Annotated in this window: 17 protein-coding genes; 10 read left to right on the top strand and 7 right to left on the bottom strand. The window is 66.7% G+C overall.

What is annotated here, in order from left to right:
- Positions 1-46: 46 nt before the first annotated feature.
- Both UN84_RS12450 and UN84_RS12445 read right to left on the bottom strand, forming a co-directional pair.
- The gene (locus UN84_RS12450) at positions 47-3349 is read right to left on the bottom strand and encodes an AAA family ATPase (protein WP_173835006.1); all 3303 of its coding nucleotides are present in this window, start codon (positions 3347-3349) and stop codon (positions 47-49) included.
- Positions 3346-4611: an exonuclease SbcCD subunit D gene (locus tag UN84_RS12445; RefSeq protein WP_046079908.1), complete on the bottom strand. Its 1266-nt coding sequence runs from the start codon at positions 4609-4611 to the stop codon at positions 3346-3348. Before UN84_RS12445 ends, UN84_RS12450 begins: the two co-directional genes overlap by 4 nt.
- Positions 4612-4687: 76 nt before the next feature.
- Here UN84_RS12445 and nfi point away from each other — a divergent pair, with 76 nt between their 5' ends.
- A complete protein-coding gene (gene nfi / locus UN84_RS12440) occupies positions 4688-5392 on the top strand; it encodes a deoxyribonuclease V (protein ID WP_046079909.1) in 705 nt (234 codons plus the stop codon).
- An 89-nt stretch (positions 5393-5481) separates the two neighbouring features.
- Positions 5482-6045, top strand: coding sequence for a DUF1415 domain-containing protein (locus tag UN84_RS12435; protein WP_046080481.1), 564 nt, complete (start codon positions 5482-5484; stop codon positions 6043-6045).
- Positions 6046-6073: 28 nt separating this feature from the next.
- Here the strand turns inward: UN84_RS12435 and UN84_RS12430 are convergent, their stop codons facing one another.
- The gene (locus UN84_RS12430) at positions 6074-6958 is read right to left on the bottom strand and encodes an aldo/keto reductase (protein WP_046079910.1); all 885 of its coding nucleotides are present in this window, start codon (positions 6956-6958) and stop codon (positions 6074-6076) included.
- A 150-nt stretch (positions 6959-7108) separates the two neighbouring features.
- On the opposite strand from UN84_RS12430, the gene UN84_RS12425 reads away from it, so the two are divergent.
- A complete protein-coding gene (locus UN84_RS12425; protein WP_046079911.1) occupies positions 7109-7537 on the top strand; it encodes an OsmC family protein in 429 nt (142 codons plus the stop codon).
- A 70-nt stretch (positions 7538-7607) separates the two neighbouring features.
- Here the strand turns inward: UN84_RS12425 and UN84_RS12420 are convergent, their stop codons facing one another.
- Together UN84_RS12420 and UN84_RS12415 are read right to left on the bottom strand one after the other, a co-directional pair.
- Positions 7608-8297, bottom strand: coding sequence for a gamma-glutamyl-gamma-aminobutyrate hydrolase family protein (locus UN84_RS12420; protein WP_046079912.1), 690 nt, complete (start codon positions 8295-8297; stop codon positions 7608-7610).
- Positions 8294-9289 carry an amidoligase family protein gene (locus tag UN84_RS12415; protein WP_046079913.1) on the bottom strand — a complete coding sequence of 332 codons (996 nt, stop codon included), beginning with the start codon at positions 9287-9289 and terminating at the stop codon, positions 8294-8296. Before UN84_RS12415 ends, UN84_RS12420 begins: the two co-directional genes overlap by 4 nt.
- Positions 9290-9375: 86 nt before the next feature.
- Between UN84_RS12415 and UN84_RS12410 the strand changes: the two genes are divergently transcribed.
- Positions 9376-11694, top strand: a complete 2319-nt coding sequence (locus UN84_RS12410) for a mechanosensitive ion channel family protein (protein ID WP_046079914.1) — start codon at positions 9376-9378, stop codon at positions 11692-11694.
- 35 nt (positions 11695-11729) lie between these two features.
- Here UN84_RS12410 and UN84_RS12405 read toward each other — a convergent pair whose 3' ends face one another.
- Complete coding sequence (locus tag UN84_RS12405; RefSeq protein WP_046079915.1) at positions 11730-12137, bottom strand: hypothetical protein; 408 nt, start codon at positions 12135-12137, stop codon at positions 11730-11732.
- Between the two features lies 1 nt (position 12138).
- A complete protein-coding gene (locus UN84_RS12400) occupies positions 12139-13257 on the bottom strand; it encodes a DnaJ domain-containing protein (protein ID WP_046079916.1) in 1119 nt (372 codons plus the stop codon).
- Between the two features lie 216 nt (positions 13258-13473).
- On the opposite strand from UN84_RS12400, the gene UN84_RS12395 reads away from it, so the two are divergent.
- The 6 genes from UN84_RS12395 (at position 13474) to UN84_RS12370 (ending at position 17447) form a co-directional block, all read left to right on the top strand.
- Positions 13474-13842 (top strand): glutaredoxin family protein, encoded by a 369-nt coding sequence (locus tag UN84_RS12395; RefSeq protein WP_046079917.1) that lies wholly within the window; start codon positions 13474-13476, stop codon positions 13840-13842.
- A 302-nt stretch (positions 13843-14144) separates the two neighbouring features.
- The gene (locus tag UN84_RS12390) at positions 14145-15008 is read left to right on the top strand and encodes a DUF6236 family protein (protein ID WP_082090936.1); all 864 of its coding nucleotides are present in this window, start codon (positions 14145-14147) and stop codon (positions 15006-15008) included.
- Positions 15009-15042: 34 nt separating this feature from the next.
- On the top strand, positions 15043-15789 hold the full coding sequence (locus tag UN84_RS12385; RefSeq protein WP_173835005.1) for a carbon-nitrogen hydrolase family protein: 747 nt from the start codon (positions 15043-15045) through the stop codon (positions 15787-15789).
- 143 nt (positions 15790-15932) lie between these two features.
- Entirely contained in the window at positions 15933-16280 is a 348-nt protein-coding gene (locus UN84_RS12380) for a DUF3024 domain-containing protein (RefSeq protein ID WP_082090938.1), read from the top strand.
- Between the two features lie 126 nt (positions 16281-16406).
- Positions 16407-16733 carry a DUF7709 family protein gene (locus UN84_RS12375; RefSeq protein WP_046079918.1) on the top strand — a complete coding sequence of 109 codons (327 nt, stop codon included), beginning with the start codon at positions 16407-16409 and terminating at the stop codon, positions 16731-16733.
- A gap of 162 nt (positions 16734-16895) precedes the next feature.
- Positions 16896-17447, top strand: a complete 552-nt coding sequence (locus UN84_RS12370; RefSeq protein WP_046079919.1) for a cysteine hydrolase family protein — start codon at positions 16896-16898, stop codon at positions 17445-17447.
- Positions 17448-17461: the final 14 nt, after the last annotated feature.

Below are 17461 nucleotides of genomic sequence, written 5' to 3'. Positions count from 1 at the left end.
TGTACAGGATAGCGTGCAGGTAATGTCGCGACAATGGCGTTCGGTCTCACCCGCTGACCAGCCGTGCCTGGCTGGTGCCGTTGCCCAGCGGTTCGACGCGGATCTGCACCGGGATGCGCTCGTGCATCTCCTGGACGTGGGAGATCACCCCGACGCGGCGGCCCAGCGCCTGCAGGCCGTCGAGGGCCTCCATGGCCAGCGCCAGCGACTGCGGATCGAGGCTGCCGAAGCCTTCGTCGATGAACAGCGACTCGATGACCAGCTCGCCGGAGGCCATGGAGGCCAGCCCCAGCGCCAGGGCCAGCGAGACCAGGAAGGTCTCGCCACCGGACAGCGAGTGCACCGAGCGGCGCTCGTCGCCCATGTCGTGGTCGACCACCAGCAGCCCGAGCTCGCTGCCGCCGCGCACCAGCCGGTAGCGCCGCGACAGCCCGCCGAGGTGCGCGTTGGCGTGCTCCAGCAGCTGTTCCAGGTTGTAGGCCTGGGCGATGCGCCGGAACGCCTTGCCGTCGGCGGAGCCGATCAGCTCGCTGATCCGGCCCCAGCGGCGATGCTCGGCCCGCGCCGCCTCGAGCTCGGCCTGGGCCTCCTGCTGGCGCTGGCGCCGCCGGTCGTCGTCGTGCAGGGCGTGAGTGGCCTCGTCGCGCTGCTGTTGGGCGCTTTCCAGCCGCGGGGTGAGGCTCTCGCGCTCTTCGGCGAGTGCCTCGCGGCGACGGGCGATCTCGGCCTCGGCACTCGCTTCCAGCAGTGCCGCCTCATCGTTGGCGTCGACCAGGCCCTGCTCGCGACGATGATCGATCAGCGCCTGGCGGCGTTCCTTGAGAGCGGCGGCGGCCTGCTGGCGGGCCTGGTCGGCGTCTTCCAGCTGCCGACGCTGGCGCTCGGCCTCGTCGTCGGACTGGGCCAGCAGCCGGGCGAGGGTAGCGTCGTCCAGCTCGGGATGAGCCCGTCGCCATTCGGCCAGCTCGGCGGCGAGGGTATCGCGCTCCCGGCGCAGTGTCTCGAGCCGTTCGGCCTCGTGGGCCGCCTGCTGGGCGAGGCGTTGGTGGCGAGTCTGCGCCTCATGATGGCGAGCCAGGGCCGCGTCGCGCGCGCTGGCGGCGGCCTGCTGACGGGCGTCGAGGTGCTGCTGCCAGGCGTCCGGCGAGGCGTGCTCGCCGAGGCGGTCGCGCAGGTCGGCGGCCAGGGCCTCGCGGGCCTGGCGAAGCGGCGGCAGCCGTTCGGCCAGCCCGTCGAGTTCCTGCTCGAGCTCGTTCTGCTGGGAGCCGAGCCGGGCGAGCTCGATCTCGTCCTGATGCAGCGCCTGGTTCAGCGGCGCGAGCTCGGTCTCGGCCCGGGACAGCTCGTCGAGGACGCGCCGATGCTCGGATTTCCGTGCCTCGCTGGCCTGCCGCTGATGGTCCAGCCAGGCCTCGCGCTCCTCGGCGGCGATGGTGGCCAGCTCCGGCTGCAGCGGATGCGCGTCCAGCGTCCGCTGCGCCTCGGCGCGCTGCCGATCGGCGGTGCCGAGGTCCTCGCGCTGCTGGGCCACCGAAGCCTTCAGGGCGCGGTATTCGCCTTCGATGTCATGGCGCTGCTGGTAGGCCCGATCGCGCTGATCCTGCGCCTGTGCCAGCTGGCGATCCTCTTCTGCCTGCTGGGCGGCGAGCTGGGCCGCCTCCGGCGAGGCGGGTGGCCGGTGACGCCAGGGATGCTCGAGGCCGCCACAGACCGGGCAGGGCTCGCCGTCCGCGAGGCCCTCGCGCAGGCGGATGACGCTCTCGCTGCGCACGGCGCGGTTGCGCTCGACGAACGCCTGAACGCTCCTGAGATGGCGTTTGGCGTCGTCGAGGCGCTGGCGGGCGGCCTGGCCCCGGCCGAGCAGCGCCTCGAGGCGTTGTTCGCTCTCCGCCAGGCGTGTCTTCAGCGCCTGATGGGCCTGCTCGGCGCGGCAGGCTTCCTGCCAGCGGCCGTGCAGCTCACCCAGTTCGAGCCGGCGCTGGGCGGCTGCGTCGTGGGCCCGCTGGGCGGCCTGACGGGCAGCGTCCAGATCGTCATGGTCGCCGATCAGGCGTTCGAGGGCGGCGTGCCAGCGGTCGCGCTGTTCGCGCCGCTGGCCATGGGCCGCGTCGGCCTGGCGTCGCTGCTCGGCGAGGGCGTCGGTGCGTCGGCGGCGCTCCTGGTGAGTGTGCTCGAGCTCTGCCAGCTGCTGGTCCTGGGTCGCGAGGCGCTGGGCCCGTTCGCGGACCTCGCGCAGGGCGGGCTCGGCCTGCTGGCGTGCCCCGGAGGCTGCCGCCAGCGAGCGTTCGGCGGCCTCGCTGGTCTCGCGGGCGCTCTGCTCGGCGCTCTCGGCGTCGGTAAGCGCTCGCTGCGTCTCGGCGTGCGTCGCCGCCAGGGCCTCGAGTTCGCCGGGCAGCGCGGCCTGGCGCGTCAGTTTGTGGCGCCGGGGCAGGATCACCCGTCGCCAGGCCTGATCCCGCCGGGCGGGGGCGAGTGAACTCCAGGCGTCCTCGGCCGTGTCCAGGTCGCTCTGACCGCGCTGGAAGGTGGCTTTCAGTTGATCATCTTTTTCATGCCAGTGCTGCCTGGCCTGAAGCGATGCCGAGTGCGCCTGCAGGTCGGTGAGCGCTCGCTGGGTGGTCTCGGCGGCGCGTTCGAGCTCGGCGCGGGCCTCGGGCTCGGCGGGCAGGTCGTCGGTGAGCCGGGCCTCGATCCTGTCCACTGCCTTCCTGGCCTCGCTGGCGCGGCGATAGGCGGCGATGGAGATGGCGGAGTATTCGGTGGTGCCGGTCAGCCGCTCCAGCAGGTCGCTGCGCTCGTTGTCGTCGGCCTTGAGGAAGGCGGCGAACTCGCTCTGTGCCAGCAGCACGGCGCGGGTGAACTGCTCGAAGGTCAGGCCCAGGCACTCCGGCAGCAGGCGGTCGAACTCGCGTTTCTGGTTGGTGAGCAGTCGCTCGTCGTCGAGGTCGCGCAGCGACTGGTCGACCGCCTGCAGGCGGCCGCTGGCCTTCTCGCGGGCGCGGCGCACGGCCCAGCGGGCCTGGTAGCGGCGGCCGTCGCGGCCGAGAAAATCGACCTCGGCGTAGCCGCTGGCCGTGCCCCGACGCAGCAGGGTGCGCGGGTCGGCGGTGTTGAGGGTGGCGTCGCCGACGTCGGGCAGCGGCGCCTCGCGGCCGGGGGCCTGGCGCAGCCGGGGCGTGCCGCCGTAGAGTGCCAGGCACAGGGCATCGAGCAGGGTGCTCTTGCCGGCGCCGGTGGGGCCGGTGATGGCGAACAGCCCGGCATCGCTGAGCGGCGGCTCGGTGAAATCGAGCTCGAGCGGCCCGGGAATCGAGGCCAGGTTGGCCAGGCGCAGGGCGAGGATCTTCATGCGGAGTCCTCCTCGCCGGCGTCCAGCACGTCCTGACGCAGGCGGTCGAAGTCGGCCAGGATGTCGTCGTCCGGCGGCTTGCCCCAACGGCCCTGCCAGGTGCGCTCGAACAGCCGGCGGGGGCCGAGCGTCTCGAGATCGACGCGCTCGGGAGCGTGCTCGGCCGCGACTTGCGGCAGGCGCCGCTCGAGGCGCAGCAGGCGCAGTGGCTTGCCCTCGAGGGCGGCGTCGACCCGGGCGCGCAGGTCGGGCATCGGCGCCTCGAGCTCGACGCGCAGCTCCAGCCAGGGCCAGCGTTCTCTCGGCAGATCGGCATCGAGTTCCAGCGCCTCCAGCTCGGCCAGCACGGCGTCGAGCGGCGCGGGGCCGAGCCGGTGCATGGCCACCGGGCGCGGCACGGGCAGGGATTCGACCCCGGCCAGCCGCTCGCCGTCGAGGATCGCCTCGACCACCTGGTGGGCGTAGTTGAGCTCGCTGAAGTCCAGCGGCAAGGGGCTGCCGCTGTAGCGGATGCGCTCGTCGCCGACCTGCTGGGCGCGGTGCAGGTGGCCGAGGGCCACGTAGGCGATGTCGTCGGGGAACAGGGCGGCGGAGATCGACTCCTCGCCGCCGATCACGATCGGCCGCTCGCTGGCCTCGGAGACGGCGGCGCCGTGCAGGTGGGCGTGGCTCATGGCGACCAGCGCCTGGCCGTCGCCGTGGCGCTCGCGGGCGGCGTCGATCAGTTCACGATGGACGCGGTTGATGCCGGCGACGTAGTCATTGGGCGCTTCCTCTGTGTTACCGGTCTCGTTGGCGGTCATCTGGCCGGTGACCTCGGCGGGGCGCAGGAAGGGCAGCGCCAGGCACCAGGCGCGGGTTTCGCCGGCGGCGTCGGTCAGCGGCACCAGCAGGCGCTCGGCGTCGAGGCGGCCGTCGTCGAGCCAGCGTACCCGGCCCCGGGCGTGGGTGCGCAGGCGCTGCATCAGCGGGGCGGGCAGCTCGATGCGGTTGCCGCTGTCGTGGTTGCCGGCGATCAGCACGATGTCGAGCCGGGGCAAGCGCTCGTGGGCGCCGACGATGAAGTCGAAGAGCAGTTCCTGGGCGCGCAGCGAGGGATTGACCACGTCGAAGATATCGCCGGCCACCAGCAGGGCGTCGGCGTCGCGTTCGACCAGGGTATCGAGCAGCCATCTCAGGAAAGCGCGGTGCTCCTCATGGCGCTCCTGGCCGTGGAAGCTCTGGCCCAGGTGCCAGTCGGCGGTGTGGATCAGTCTCAGCATGGCGTCCCCGGTGTTCCGTCACACGGTCAAAAAGGCCTAGTCTAACCCGAGCGCCGCCGACACATCAGGAGCCCGCATGCCGTCCGTTCCCTTGCACGATTGGAACCTTTCCCCCGCCGAGGCCATCGCGCTGCAGAAGCGCCTGGCGGGGCGGGTCGAGCGCGAGGATCGGCTGGACACGGTGCGCCGCATCGCCGGGGTGGATATCGGTTTCGAGCAGGGAGGCGAGATCACCCGGGCCGCGGTGGTGGTGCTGGCCTGGCCATCGACGGGCGGGGGCGTCTTCGAGGTGGTGGAGCAGGCGGTGCACCGCGAGCCGACGCGCATGCCCTATGTGCCGGGGTTGCTGTCGTTTCGCGAGGTGCCGGCGGCACTGGCGGCCTTCGACAAGCTCGCGACCCGCCCGCAGCTGGTCATGGTCGACGGCCAGGGCATCGCCCATCCGCGCCGGCTGGGGGTGGCCAGCCACCTGGGGCTGTGGCTCGACCTGCCGACCATCGGCGTGGCCAAGACGCGGCTGTGCGGCCGCCACGGCGAGCCGGGGGCGGAACGGGGCGACTGGGCGCCGCTGGTCGACACAGGCTCCGACGGTGAGGAGACGATCGGCGCGGTGCTGCGCTCGCGGCAGGGCGTGAAGCCGGTGTTCGTGTCGCCGGGGCATCGGCTGTCGCTGGCCACGGCGCTGGAGTGGACGCTGGCCTGCCTGGGGCGGACCAAGCTGCCGGAGCCCACGCGGCTGGCCGATCGGCTGGCGTCGAGACGGGATCAGAAGCGGCGCTGAGCCGATCTTTTTCCACCTTGCTTGCCATTCAGGGCCGGGCGGCCGACCATGGCGCCCCTTCTTTCACCATCACCATCGAGATGCCCGCCATGACCGCTTCTGTTCCTTCCCCGCTCGAGGCCACCCGCGCCTGGGTCGAGACCTTCGTGGTCGGCCTCGAGGTGTGTCCCTTCGCCGGCCGCGAGGTCACCCGCGACAGCATCCGCTACGTGGAGGTGGACGCCTCCGATCCCGCGGCGGCGCTGATGAAGCTGATGGAGGAGTGCTGGCATCTCGACGAGCACGCCGAGACCGAGACCACGCTGATGGTGCTGAGCGAGGGGCTGGCGGACTTCGACGACTACCTGGACGCGCTGGGCATGGCCGAGGCGCTGCTGGAGGAGCAGGGCTACGAGGGCATTTATCAGCTCGCGAGCTTCCACCCGGACTATGAGTTCGAGGGCGAGGCCGGGGATTCGCCGCGCAACTTCACCAACCGCTCGCCCTGGCCGATGTGGCACCTGATCCGCGAGGCCGGGCTGGAGCGAGCGCTGGCTCACTACCCGGACCCCGAGGCCATCCCCGAGCGCAACGCGGCGCTGATGGAGGCCAAGGGGCACCAGGCGCTGGCCGCCTCGCTGGCGGCGCTGCGCGGGGCATCGGGGCAGGGCTAGCCCCGACGCCCGTCGCTCCAGTCGCGTCTCACACCACGTCCAGCGGTTCCTTGGCGAAGGGAGCCGGGAATTCCGCTTCCAGACGATCCACGGCCTGATCGTCCAGGGTGGCCTGGAGCACGGCGGCGTTGTCGCGGACGTGCTCGAGGTGCACGGCCTTGGGCAGGGCGATCAGGTCGCGCAGCCCGTCGACCGGGCGGATCGCCCAGGCCAGCATCAGCTGGGCAGGCGTCAGGCCCTGCTCGGCGGCCAGGGTGTTGACCACCTCGTTGGTGAGCGGGTCCTGCTGCAGTCGGCCGGCGCGCGCCAGCGGGCAGTAGCCCATCAGCGGCATGCCGTGCTGGCGATGCCAGGGGCGCAGGGCGTGCTCGATGCCCCGCGAGCCCAGATGGTAGAGCACCTGATTGATCGCGCAGCTGTCGCCGCCGGGTCGTCCATACAGGCCTTCCATGTCGTCGACGTCGAAGTTGGAGACGCCGAAGCGGCGGATCTTGCCGGCCTCGCGCAGTCGTTCGAAGGCTTCCAGGGTCTCGTCCAGGGGGATGCCGCCCGGCCAGTGCAGCAGGTAGAGGTCCAGGTGGTCGGTGCCCAGGCGCTCGAGGGTCGCCTCGCAGGCGGCGATGGCCGAGTCGCGGCCGGCGTTCCAGGGGTAGACCTTGGACACCAGGAAAGCCTCGTCGCGGCGCCCGGCGAGCGCCTGGCCGACGACCTTCTCGGCGCCGCCGTCGGCGTACATCTCGGCGGTGTCGATCAGCGTCATGCCCAGGTCCATGCCCAGCTGGAGGGCGCGGATCTCGTCGGCGCGGGAAGCGGGGCCTTCGCCCATGTACCAGGTACCCTGGCCGATGGCGGGCACTGCCACGGCCGGCTCGTGGGCCGTGGCCGGCAGGGTGACGCGAGCGGGTTGTGTCATGGCGCTTCCTGTCTGTTGTTGTCGAGGTCTTGCCTCCAGTCTGGAGATGGCGGCCCGGTGGCGCAATCCGCCCTTGTTCCACGGTGAGATCATCCCCATGGTCTATCGTGAAGAGGCGAGAATTCGACCACTCAAGCGCAAGGAGTCGACATGAGCATCCAGAAGAACGGCAGCGCCGTCTGGCAAGGCGGCCTCAAGGACGGAAAAGGCACGGTATCCACCCAGAGCGGCACGCTGAGCGAGGCGCCTTACAGCTTCGCCAAGCGCTTCGAGGACGAGGCCGGCGCCAACCCCGAGGAGCTGATCGGCGCCGCCCATGCGAGCTGTTATTCCATGGCGCTGTCGATGATCCTCGGCGAGGCGGGCTACACGCCGGAGCGCATTGCCAGTCGGGCCAGCGTCACCCTGGCGCCGGACGACAGCGGCTTCAGCATCAGCGCCATCCACCTGGAGACCCGCGCCAGCGTGCCGGGGGCCGACGAGGCGGCCTTCCAGGACGCGGCGGAGAAGGCCAAGGCCGGCTGCCCGGTGTCGAAGCTGTTCAATGCCGAGATCACCCTGGACGCCAGGCTGGACTGAGGCGCCAGGCGCGATCCACCCGACCACACACGTCAGTCAGCGAGGCCACCTTCGGGTGGCCTCGTGGCGTTCAGGGGGAGGTGTCGCGTGCCCGGTCGGCGGCCTTCACCAGGGCGCGGATCAGCCGCTGCTGGGGACGATTGAAGATCAGCCACTCCGGGTGCCACTGCACGCCGATCAGGAAGTCGTGCTCGCGGGACTCGATGGCCTGCACCAGGCCGTCGCGGTCGCGGGCGACGATCTCGATGCCCTGGCCGGTTTCCTGCACCGCCTGGTGGTGCAGGCTGTTGATGCGACACCAGGTCACGCGCAGGATGCGGTAGAGCCGGCTGTCGCCGACGATGTCCACCGTCTTGCGCGGCAGCACGGTGCGCCGCCGCTTGAGCCCCTCGTTGGTGGTGTAGATGTCCGGGTCCAGGGTGCCGCCCTGGTGCACGTTGATCAGCTGGGCGCCGCGGCAGATGCCGAGCACCGGCGTGCCGGCGGGAATGAAGCGCTCGAGCAGTGCCATCTCGAGCTGGTCGCGTTCGGGATCGACGCGCACGTCGAGCTGGATCTCGCCGCCGTAGTGGTGGGCCTCGATGTCATCGCCGCCACCGATGATCAGGCCGTCGAGTCCGGTGGGCCGCGGGCGCGCGGGCGACAGCCGCAGTGGGCGGCCGCCGTGACGCCACACGGCGAACCAGTCGAACCACCAGGCGATGCGGCTCTTGCGGTCGGAGGTCGTGATACCGATCAGCGGGCGCGGGTGCTGCCTCATGACTGCCCTAACCTCCGGCGCAGCGATTGCCACAGCCGCACCGGCCAGACCGGACGATGGCGGGCCAGATATTGGGCGCCGCGCTCGGCCAGCGTTTCCGGCGAGGCGGCCAGCACTTCCACTTCGAGCCAGCGATTCCACTCCTGGACGGCACCCCAGCCGGATTCGGAGAGCTGGGCGTTGGGCAGCCGGTAGTGGTAGGTCGGCCGCGGCTTGACCAGGTGATCGTCGAGCAGCTCGTGGGGATGCTCGGGATGCAGGTGGGCGAACAGCGGCAGCAGGTCGAGCTCGCGGTTGCGGGTCGGGTTGTCCTCGAGATAGTCGTCGATCAGCGTCTCGAGGTCCGGCGCGTAGTCCGGATCGAGCACCTTGAGCGCGTAGGCCCGCGGGAAGGGGTTGGCGTGGGGCAGCACCTCCCGGGTGATGTCGACCTGGATCTGTTCGCGCAGCCAGCGAGCGCTGAGCAGATAGGCGCGCAGGTGGGCCAGCAGGCTCTCGACGTCCAGGCTCGGCGCCTCTGGGTTGAGGTGCAGGCCGAAGCCGTAGAGCAGGCTGGCGTCGGTGCCCTTGGCGCCGCGCTGACGCAGCGCCTCGAACAGGGCATCGAGCTCCCCGAGCTCGTCCCAGGGCACCGGCGGGCAGACGATCTCGGTGGGCACCAGGCCGGTGACCACGTCGCCGATCAGCTCGCGGGTGCGCTGGTGGAACTCCTGGCGCATGCGCTCCCATTCGCTGTCCTGGCAGGCGTCGGGATCGACCCGCTCGGCGTCCGGATGGGCGTACTGGGTGTCCAGCTCGATGCCAAACTCGCCCCAGCGGGTGTCGGTGACCTTCAGGCGATGGGGGCTCAGCACCTCGACCTCGCCGCCGAACAGCTCCTGTACCAGATTGGCGGTGTCTCGCGGCGGCAGGCCGGCGAACTCGATCTCGACTCCGACCCGGCGGGGCCTTCCTTCGGCATTGTCGGGTACGGGTGGCGGTTGCGGCGTCATGACGGCATCCTGTGTGACGGTATCGGCAGCCTAACATCGCTGCCATGGATTCTGATATTGCGGTCACCAACGTACGGAGACTCACGTTGCCACGCGCGCATCGCCACTTCTCGTTCGCCCTGCGGGGCCTGCTACTGCTCTCGCTGCTGCTTCTGTCGCCGATGGCGGCCGCTCAGTCGCTGCCCATCTCCTCCCTGGGCGGCGGTCAGGAACAGAGCGGCGAGCAGCCGCCCGATCCCGAGGCCCTGCAGCAGGCGCTCGACCGCATCATCACCACGCTGGAAGACGAGAACCGGCGCGACCAGCTCTTGCAAAGCCTGGAATCGCTGCGCACCGCCAACAGCGAGGTCACGCAGGGGGAGGGCATCGCCGGGCAGCAGGGGCTGCTGGGGGCGCTGGCCGATACCCTCAACGAGCTTGGCGAGCAGGCCGAGTCCGGTAGCTCGCCGTTCAACGACTGGCAGCGGCAGTTCCGCGAGGGCTGGACGGACTTCACCGAGCTGACGCTTCGCACCGGCGACGGCACGCTGCTCAACTTCGTGGTCGAGATGACGGTGCTGGTCGGCATCTGGGCCGGGCTGCTGGTGATCCTGATCGCGCTGGGACGGCGGCTGGCGCAGCGGCGCGGCTGGCCGCTGGACCTGCCCCGCGAGCCCAAGGGGCTGTTGCTGGCGATTCACTTCCTGCGCCGCCTGTTGCCCTGGGCGCTGGCCTTCGTGCTGGCGCTGGGCGTGGCCCAGCTGGTGCCCGAGAGCCCCGGGCGCACCGGGGCGCTGGTGGTGGCCTATATCTCGCTGTGCGGGCGTACCCTGTCGGTGGTGGTGGAGACGGTGATCTCGGTGTTCACCCGCGGTCATCGCTTCGTCGCCGTGCAGATCCTCCAGCAGCGGGCGCTGCGGCCGCTGTTCGTGATCGGCGCGCTGATCGCCCTGGGCGATGCCCTCAATTCCACGCGGATCACCGACTCGATCGGCGACGACCTGGCCAACCTGCTGTCGGTGATCGCCAACGTGCTGGCCGCGCTGCTCAGCGGGCGCTTCGTGATCCGTTTCAAGCGGCCGATCACGCACCTGATTCGCAATCGCTCGTACAAGCATCGTCGCGACAGCAGCAACGCCGCCGACATGGCGCGTGCGGTGGGCGGGCTGTGGCACATCCCGGCGCTGCTGCTGGTGGGGGGCTCGCTGGTGGCGATCTTCGTCACCGGCGGCGACGTGGCCACCGCCCTGGCGCGCTCCATCGTCTCGGCCTCGCTGCTGGTGCTGACCCTGGTGGTGGCCGGGCTGATCCGCCGTCATTCCGAGCGCCGCACCAAGCGCCGCTTTCGCCGCGAGTATCGCCGCCGGCTGGAACGCTTCGGCTACACCCTGGCCCACGTGGTGGCCTGGATCGCCTTCGCCGAGCTTTTCCTGCAGGTGTGGGGCGGCTCGCTGATCGGCATCGGCCGCGAGGGCGTGGCCAGCGTGCGCATCGGCCAGGCGCTGCTCGGTATCGGCTTCACCGTGCTGCTGGCCTGGCTGGCCTGGATCTTCGCCGACACCGCCATCCAGCGGGCGCTGGCTTCCTCGGCGCGTGCCCGCGGCCGGCGCGTCAACCAGGCCCGGGCCCAGACCATCACGCCGATGATCCGCAACATCATCTTCGCCACCATCGTGATCATCGCCTCCATCGTCGGGCTGGCCAACCTGGGGGTGAACGTCACGCCGCTGCTGGCCGGTGCCGGTGTGATCGGCCTGGCGATCGGCTTCGGCGCCCAGACCCTGGTGCAGGACCTGATCACCGGCATCTTCATCCTGATCGAGGATTCGCTGGCGGTGGAAGACTTCGTGCAGATCAACGGCCACATGGGCACCGTCGAGGGGCTGACGCTGCGCACCGTGAAGCTGCGCGACCTGGACGGCATCGTGCATATCATCACCTTCAGCCGCATCGACTCGATCCATAACATGTCGCGCCAGTTCGGCATCGCGCTGATGAAGATCCGTATCCCCTACAGCATGAAGATCGACGACGCCATCACCCTGATGCAGGAGACCGCCCAGGCGCTGCGCCAGGACCCGATGATGCGCCACTACATCTGGTCGCCGCTGGAGATGCAGGGCATCCATGCCTTCGAGGACGGCTGCCCGATCCTGCGCATGCGTTTCCGCACCGCGCCGGAGATGCAGTGGGACGTGGCGCGTGCCTTCAATCTGCTGCTCAAGCGTCGCATGGAGGAGCAGGGCGTCGATCTGGGCGTGCCGCGCCTGAGCGTCAGCATGGAAGGCCATGGCGGCGGCCGGCTGGACGGCAGCGCCGAGTGGGGGCAGGACCACGATGCCGCCGGGCGCGAGCCCGGCGAGGCCGGCGTGGCGGACCCTCATCGCCAGACCAGCGCCAGCGGCGGCTCGCCCGACCCGGGCTAGGGCCCAGGCTGGCGCAGGGATCGCAGCGGAAAGCGTCAGAGCAGATAGCGGCCCAGGGCCACGCCGCCGGCCAGCGTCGCCAGCCACAGCACGAGCAGTGTGCCGCGGCGCCTGGGCCGGCGGTTATGCGCCCGGGCGGCCACGTTCAGGCGCTGCATCCATTCCTCGAAACGCGAGCCCGGCGGGCCCGGCGGCAGCGAGAAGTCGTCCGCCGGCCCGGCGCGCCAGTAGGGCGCGTGGGTCAGGCCCAGCCGCGCGCGCAGCCGGCCGATGTCGGAGAGGGTGTCGTGCAGGGCGTCGTATTCGGCGCGGCGCGAGTCGGCCTGCAGCACGGTGGCGGCGTCGGCCTTGAGGGCGCTGTGCTCGCAGCGCGCGATGGCCTCGGCCACGGCCGACTCGTCGGCATCGGCGGAGAGGTGCAGTCGCTGGTAGAGGTCGCGCATCTCAGCTCACCTTCATCAGGAAGTCATAGGCCCGGCGAATCCGCTGGAAGCGCCGCGAGGCGCTGGCGACGATGGCGTCGCCCTCCTGGTGGAAGCGGTCCGGATGATGGGCCTGGGCGAGGCGCCGGTAGGCCTTGCGGATCTCGCCGCGGCTGGCGCCGGGCTCCAGGCCCAGCACGGTCAGGGCGCTGCGGATGCGCGGGTCGGGCGCCGCGGGCCGCTCGTGGGCACGATGCGCGCCGTCATCGTGGGCACGCTGGTGGCCATGGTCAGAGCCCCGGTCACCAGAGCGTGAGTGCTGTTGCCGTTCACGATGGCCGCCGCGGCGGCGTTCCCGCTCTTCCTCTCGGTGTCGTCGCGCCTGTTCGCGCTCGGCCCGTTGGCGCTGCTTCTCGGCCTCGCGCCGAGCCTGCTGGCGGCGTTTCTCGGCGTCGCGTTCGGCTTTCTGCCGGGCCTTGGCCTGTGCCTTTTCCTCCTGTCGCTGGCGCCGCGCTTCCGCCTTGTCCTCGCGGGCCTGGCGGCGCGCCTCGGCCCGCGCTTCGCGAGCGCTTTCCTGCTCGGTTCGCTCGCTCTCGGCGGCCTGTTCCTGTCCGGGGCGCTCGTCGTTCTCCTCACCGGCCGTTTCACGACGACGGTCTCGCGTGCCCCGTTCGCGCTGCTGCCAGTAGTCGCGCCGGCTCGGGTCGCCCGGCTCGCGCAGCGCCCGGCCGGCCTGGGAGGCATAGAGCTCGGCGAACTCCAGCGGCGGCACGCCCAGCAGGTCGGCCAGGAAGCGCAGGATATGGTGGTTGGCCAGGGTCGGCTCGCCGTGCTCGGCGGCCAGGGTGACCGCCAGGCGCAGGAAGGCGCGGGCGGTGTCGCCATGCAGCTCCTTCTGCAGCACCTCGGCGGCGAGCTGGATGGCGCCCAGGTCCTGGCTGGCGGCGATTTCCAGCAGCGGGGCCAGCTCGTGGCCGTGGCGGAAGGCGCCGGTCAGCGAGACCAGCTGGGCGCGCTCGGCTTCCCCGACCGGCCCCTGCTGGGCCAGCACCCAGGCCAGCAGCAGCAGCGCGGCGCTGTCGGCCTGGTCGCGACTCTGGAGCAGCAGCAGTTCGAAGGTGGAGAAGCGCGCAGCGGTCATTCCCTGACTCTGGTTGGATATCTTGTTGAAGGGCCCCGTCGGTGGGCAGATCAGGCATCGATCATGTTCGTGCCGGGGCCTGGCCTTGGCAAGCCCGGCGCGGCGATGTGCTAGCGTAATGCCGGAAGCATCGGCCACGGCAGGCGCGCCGACGCGGGAGGCAACCCTTTGACATCGGCGGCTTGCGCCCGATCTTGATGCCGGGAGGAGAACATCATGCGATCACTGATCCAGACATTGCTGGCGCCGGTGGTGTGGGTGGCCGACAAGCTCGGCACCCGCCGCGAGGTCGCCCGGAACGACGCGCACCAGGCCGAGGTGGACGCCGCCTGCGAGGCCCTGGCGCTCTACCAGTTCTGGAGCGAGCCCGAGTGCATTCGCGTGCGCCGCGCGATCACCCGCCTGGGGCTCTCCATCGAGACCCGCGACGCCCGCCTCGACCCCGAGCACGGCCAGACGCTGAAGGAGCAGGGCGGCAAGCTCCAGGTGCCGTGCCTCTACATTCGTGAGGCCTCCGGCGAGGAGCGCTGGCTCTATGGCGCCCAGCGCATCATCGACTATCTGCAACGGCACTTCGGGGAGTAGGGCGGCATCCTTTCTCGATACGCTCAGCGGCCCTCCCCACCACGCCTGTCCCCCGTCAATGGTGCTCATGCCACGCTAGATCCTCAGCTAATTTAGTGGCAGGCTGAAGGAAAGGACGTAAAAGGTGGAAGGCACGATGATCGGTGTTATCGCGCCTAATTGTCATTAATATGCATGAAAATCAGTGGGTTGGGCGCATCAGGTGGGCCGTATAACATGGATGAACGTGCCGGCACGTTCAAGTCAATAAACGAGCCAGCTGCCTAATATCTGTTATAGGGTCCCATGCTGAGGAGAAGACAATGAGCCGTGGAGTGATTGCAGCGCCCGCAATAATTAACATTCAAGGCGAGGGCTTCACGATGGAGCGAGCCCTTTCACCACAGGAAATACGCTATTACGCCTTGTATTGGGATAGGGTCGTAATACCTGGAAACAATCTCGTCTATATTGGCCTGCCTGATGAAGAACTATTGATAGAAAGCGGTGTTATTGAGAGACCTCGCGTTGGGTTTCAAGGCGCTTTTGGGGGAGCCGAGGTTGGCCATGCTTTCGCCACGGCCCAATCCATGGTGGCAGAGAAGCTTATAGAAGAAGACAAATCAATCGACTGGGTTCTCCATCAGATCGGTAATAGGTTGAACATCCCGAATGCTTACATTGAGCAGAAACATTCACTACGATTTGAATTGGTTAATTTGTTACCAGTTCCGAGTGGCGATATTCCTATCCCAGATATATTGGAGTTCAAGGAGCGTCGAGCCGCGGAATTAGGGGAGTTGCACCAAGCGATTGAACTAGCGTATCTGGAAGCGCTTAGAAGTCCGGACCAGGACCTCGGACATGCTATCGCCATTCGAGAGTTAAAGAAAAGCATCGAAAGCCTTGATGCTGTAGCAAATGAGCGCTGGGAACGAACATCAAAATTTGATTTTGCAGCAGAGTTCAACCTTGATGGTGGGAGATTCGCTCAAGCAGTTGCCAGTGGTGCCGCATTCGACTTTTTTACCACTGCATTCACCATGCCGGTCGGAGCGGTTGCCGGCGGCATCGCTTCATTGTTTAGGCTGAAAGCCTCATATGGTACAAGCTTCAAGCCCGCCGCAAACAACACTACGCTTGCATTTTTATCCCATGCAAGTGAAGAACGGATCATTGTGAAATAGCCCTATTCAGGGCGTTATGTTTTAAGGAGGAAACTTGAAAACTGATGTAACTATAAGCTTGGCTCAAATCCCGATCGTGAGAGGCGATTTATGTGGGAATATTGAAAATCACATTAAAATGATCGAGAAATCATCTTCTTACAAAGCTGATGTTGTCGTTTTTCCGGAATTGTCATTGACGGGCTATGAGCTAGACTTGGTTGCTGAGCTGGCTTTTTCGCCTGAGCCGTTGAGTTTTAAAGAACTATCTCAAGCGTCAGTTGAAAATGAGATTATAGTTATTGCAGGTTGTCCGCTAAAAGCTAACAATTCCACAAAGCCAACAATAGGTGCGGTAGTTTGTTTTCCCGATGGCTCAGTCCAATTTTATTCAAAGCAATATCTACATGAAGGCGAAGACGAGTATTGTTCTTTTGGGACGACCGATTACTTTTTCACTGTTAATGGGCATCAAATCGCACTGGCTATTTGTGCCGACTTCACAACACCGGAACATTCTCAGCGGGTTAAAAAGCTTGGTTCAGATGCTTATGTTGTAAGTGCTCTAATTTCTGGTAATGGCTTTGCCCCTGATTCTAAAACCCTATCCGAAATTGCTTTAGAACACCAAATCCCTGTACTTCTAAGCAACCATATATCAGAAACAGGCGGTTGGGAAACTTGTGGTAAAAGTTCAGTTTGGAATTCGTTTGGGAAGCTCGTTGTTAGCTCTAGAGAAAAAGAAAGTGGTTTGGTTTTGTGTACTATTGCTGGCAATGAGATCGAGGCTGCTAAAACATAACAAACAATTTAAGAGTGATTCAGCACGCTTGGCATTTTTATTTTGAATCAAGTTTATTGATTGCGGCGTTAAATTTGGGTTTTGTGGTGGCGTGCTTCACACCTTAATTGGGCGTTATGTGGGCATTCCCATAGAGAATCCATATGGCATTCAGTGAGTTTGAATTGAAGAAAATTGAGCGGGCCGCTTCAGAGTTTCTGGAAAATCGGAGGCCGCCAGTCGATATCCGACCCAAGTTAGATATAGACGTTCGGGTGTCTGGCCAAAGCGTGCAAATTGTCGAGATCCGCCCTCATTTTCGGGAGCCGTCCACAATCATTGAATCACCGGTAGCAAAAGCTACCTACGTGAAGAAAGCGCAGCGCTGGAAAATCTACTGGATGCGTAGCGATCTGAAGTGGCATTTGTACACGCCAGAACCTGAGTCACGATCCATCGAGGAATTCTTTGCTATCGTGAATGGCGATGAGAATGGCTGTTTCTTCGGGTAGCACATAACCAGGCGTTGTAGTTCGCGGCCTGCGGCCGCCGGACGCCCTTTTCATTGCGGCTTCGCCTCCATTACAAGGTCGCCGCTAAGCTCTGCGTTAACTTTATAATTTCTTGAGGAGTTAGATATGTCTGAGCATTCACCAGAAAATACCGAGCAGCTCGGTGCGATCAATAAAAAGATCGTTGCCTCAGGGGAAGAGCTCCCGGCGGTGACGCTCAAGGATGGCAGCAGAGTACAGACAGGCACGGTGGCAACGATGCTGCGTAACGTCGCCCTGTATAATGGTTGCGAGCGCGGCGAAGTGGAGAAAGAGCTGGAAGCTGCCGTGCCGACTCTGGTCAAAGTGGGGCTTTTCGACTTGTTCTCGTTGGATGAATGGATTGGCGGGTCAAATCCCGGGCGTAGTTTCGTCGGGCGGTGCGCCCAAAAGTATCTCGCCGAGAAAAGCTGAGTAATCGTGCCAGGCGACCGCCCCACGTTGCCGTGCTTGGGGGCAGATGAACGCTGGCGCATCTCACGGGTTTCGTGGTGCCGAGAGCGGGCGGAAGATGCCGTCTCGTTGTTTGGCCTCGCCCCGTCGGGCAATGTGATGGGGACAAAGCAGGAGGGCGAGATGGAGCAACGAGAAGCGCTGATCATTATCGACATGCAGCGTGGAATGGGGGAGTCCACCGCTGGCGAGCGCAACAATCCAGAGGCCGAGCGGAATATCCAGGCGCTTCTTTCCGCCTGGCGCCAGAAGGGATGGCCGGTCGTGCACGTTCGTCATATCTCGCGAACGCCGGGGTCACCGTTCTGGCCGGGCCAGTCCGGGGCCGAATTCCAGCCCGAACTGGCGCCGCTGGCAGATGAGCATGTGGTCGAGAAGCACGTGCCCGATGCCTTCATTCACAGCGGTCTCGAGCGGTGGCTGCATGTGCGCGATCTTCGCCGGTTGGTGGTGGTCGGGGTGAGCACCAGCAACTCGGTCGAATCCACCGTGCGCACGGCAGGCAACCTCGGGTTCGAGGTGAGCGTGGTCAGTGACGCTACCTTCACGTTTGCTAAGGAAGATTACTCGGGAATTTCAAGGTCGGCGGAAGAGGTGCATGCCATGTCGCTGGCCAATCTGCATGGCGAATATGCTGAGATCGCGAGTACGTCGGACATGCTCAAGCATTTGTGATCGAACGCCGACGT

It is taken from the genome of Halomonas sp. HG01 (assembly GCF_000968715.2).
GTDB lineage: Bacteria > Pseudomonadota > Gammaproteobacteria > Pseudomonadales > Halomonadaceae > Halomonas > Halomonas halophila.
This window is presented reverse-complemented; position numbering and strand designations above follow the sequence as displayed.

Coding starts and splice junctions, on each gene's coding strand:
- UN84_RS12435 (WP_046080481.1), top strand. CDS start 5,482: ATGACCGCTTCTGTTCCTTCCCCGCTCGAGGCCACCCGCGCCTGGGTC.
- UN84_RS12405 (WP_046079915.1), bottom strand. CDS start 12,137: ATGCGCGACCTCTACCAGCGACTGCACCTCTCCGCCGATGCCGACGAG.
- nfi (WP_046079909.1), top strand. CDS start 4,688: ATGCCGTCCGTTCCCTTGCACGATTGGAACCTTTCCCCCGCCGAGGCC.
- UN84_RS12400 (WP_046079916.1), bottom strand. CDS start 13,257: ATGACCGCTGCGCGCTTCTCCACCTTCGAACTGCTGCTGCTCCAGAGT.
- UN84_RS12380 (WP_082090938.1), top strand. CDS start 15,933: ATGGCATTCAGTGAGTTTGAATTGAAGAAAATTGAGCGGGCCGCTTCA.
- UN84_RS12390 (WP_082090936.1), top strand. CDS start 14,145: ATGAGCCGTGGAGTGATTGCAGCGCCCGCAATAATTAACATTCAAGGC.
- UN84_RS12450 (WP_173835006.1), bottom strand. CDS start 3,349: ATGAAGATCCTCGCCCTGCGCCTGGCCAACCTGGCCTCGATTCCCGGG.
- UN84_RS12370 (WP_046079919.1), top strand. CDS start 16,896: ATGGAGCAACGAGAAGCGCTGATCATTATCGACATGCAGCGTGGAATG.
- UN84_RS12445 (WP_046079908.1), bottom strand. CDS start 4,611: ATGCTGAGACTGATCCACACCGCCGACTGGCACCTGGGCCAGAGCTTC.
- UN84_RS12425 (WP_046079911.1), top strand. CDS start 7,109: ATGAGCATCCAGAAGAACGGCAGCGCCGTCTGGCAAGGCGGCCTCAAG.
- UN84_RS12395 (WP_046079917.1), top strand. CDS start 13,474: ATGCGATCACTGATCCAGACATTGCTGGCGCCGGTGGTGTGGGTGGCC.
- UN84_RS12420 (WP_046079912.1), bottom strand. CDS start 8,297: ATGAGGCAGCACCCGCGCCCGCTGATCGGTATCACGACCTCCGACCGC.
- UN84_RS12430 (WP_046079910.1), bottom strand. CDS start 6,958: ATGACACAACCCGCTCGCGTCACCCTGCCGGCCACGGCCCACGAGCCG.
- UN84_RS12415 (WP_046079913.1), bottom strand. CDS start 9,289: ATGACGCCGCAACCGCCACCCGTACCCGACAATGCCGAAGGAAGGCCC.
- UN84_RS12375 (WP_046079918.1), top strand. CDS start 16,407: ATGTCTGAGCATTCACCAGAAAATACCGAGCAGCTCGGTGCGATCAAT.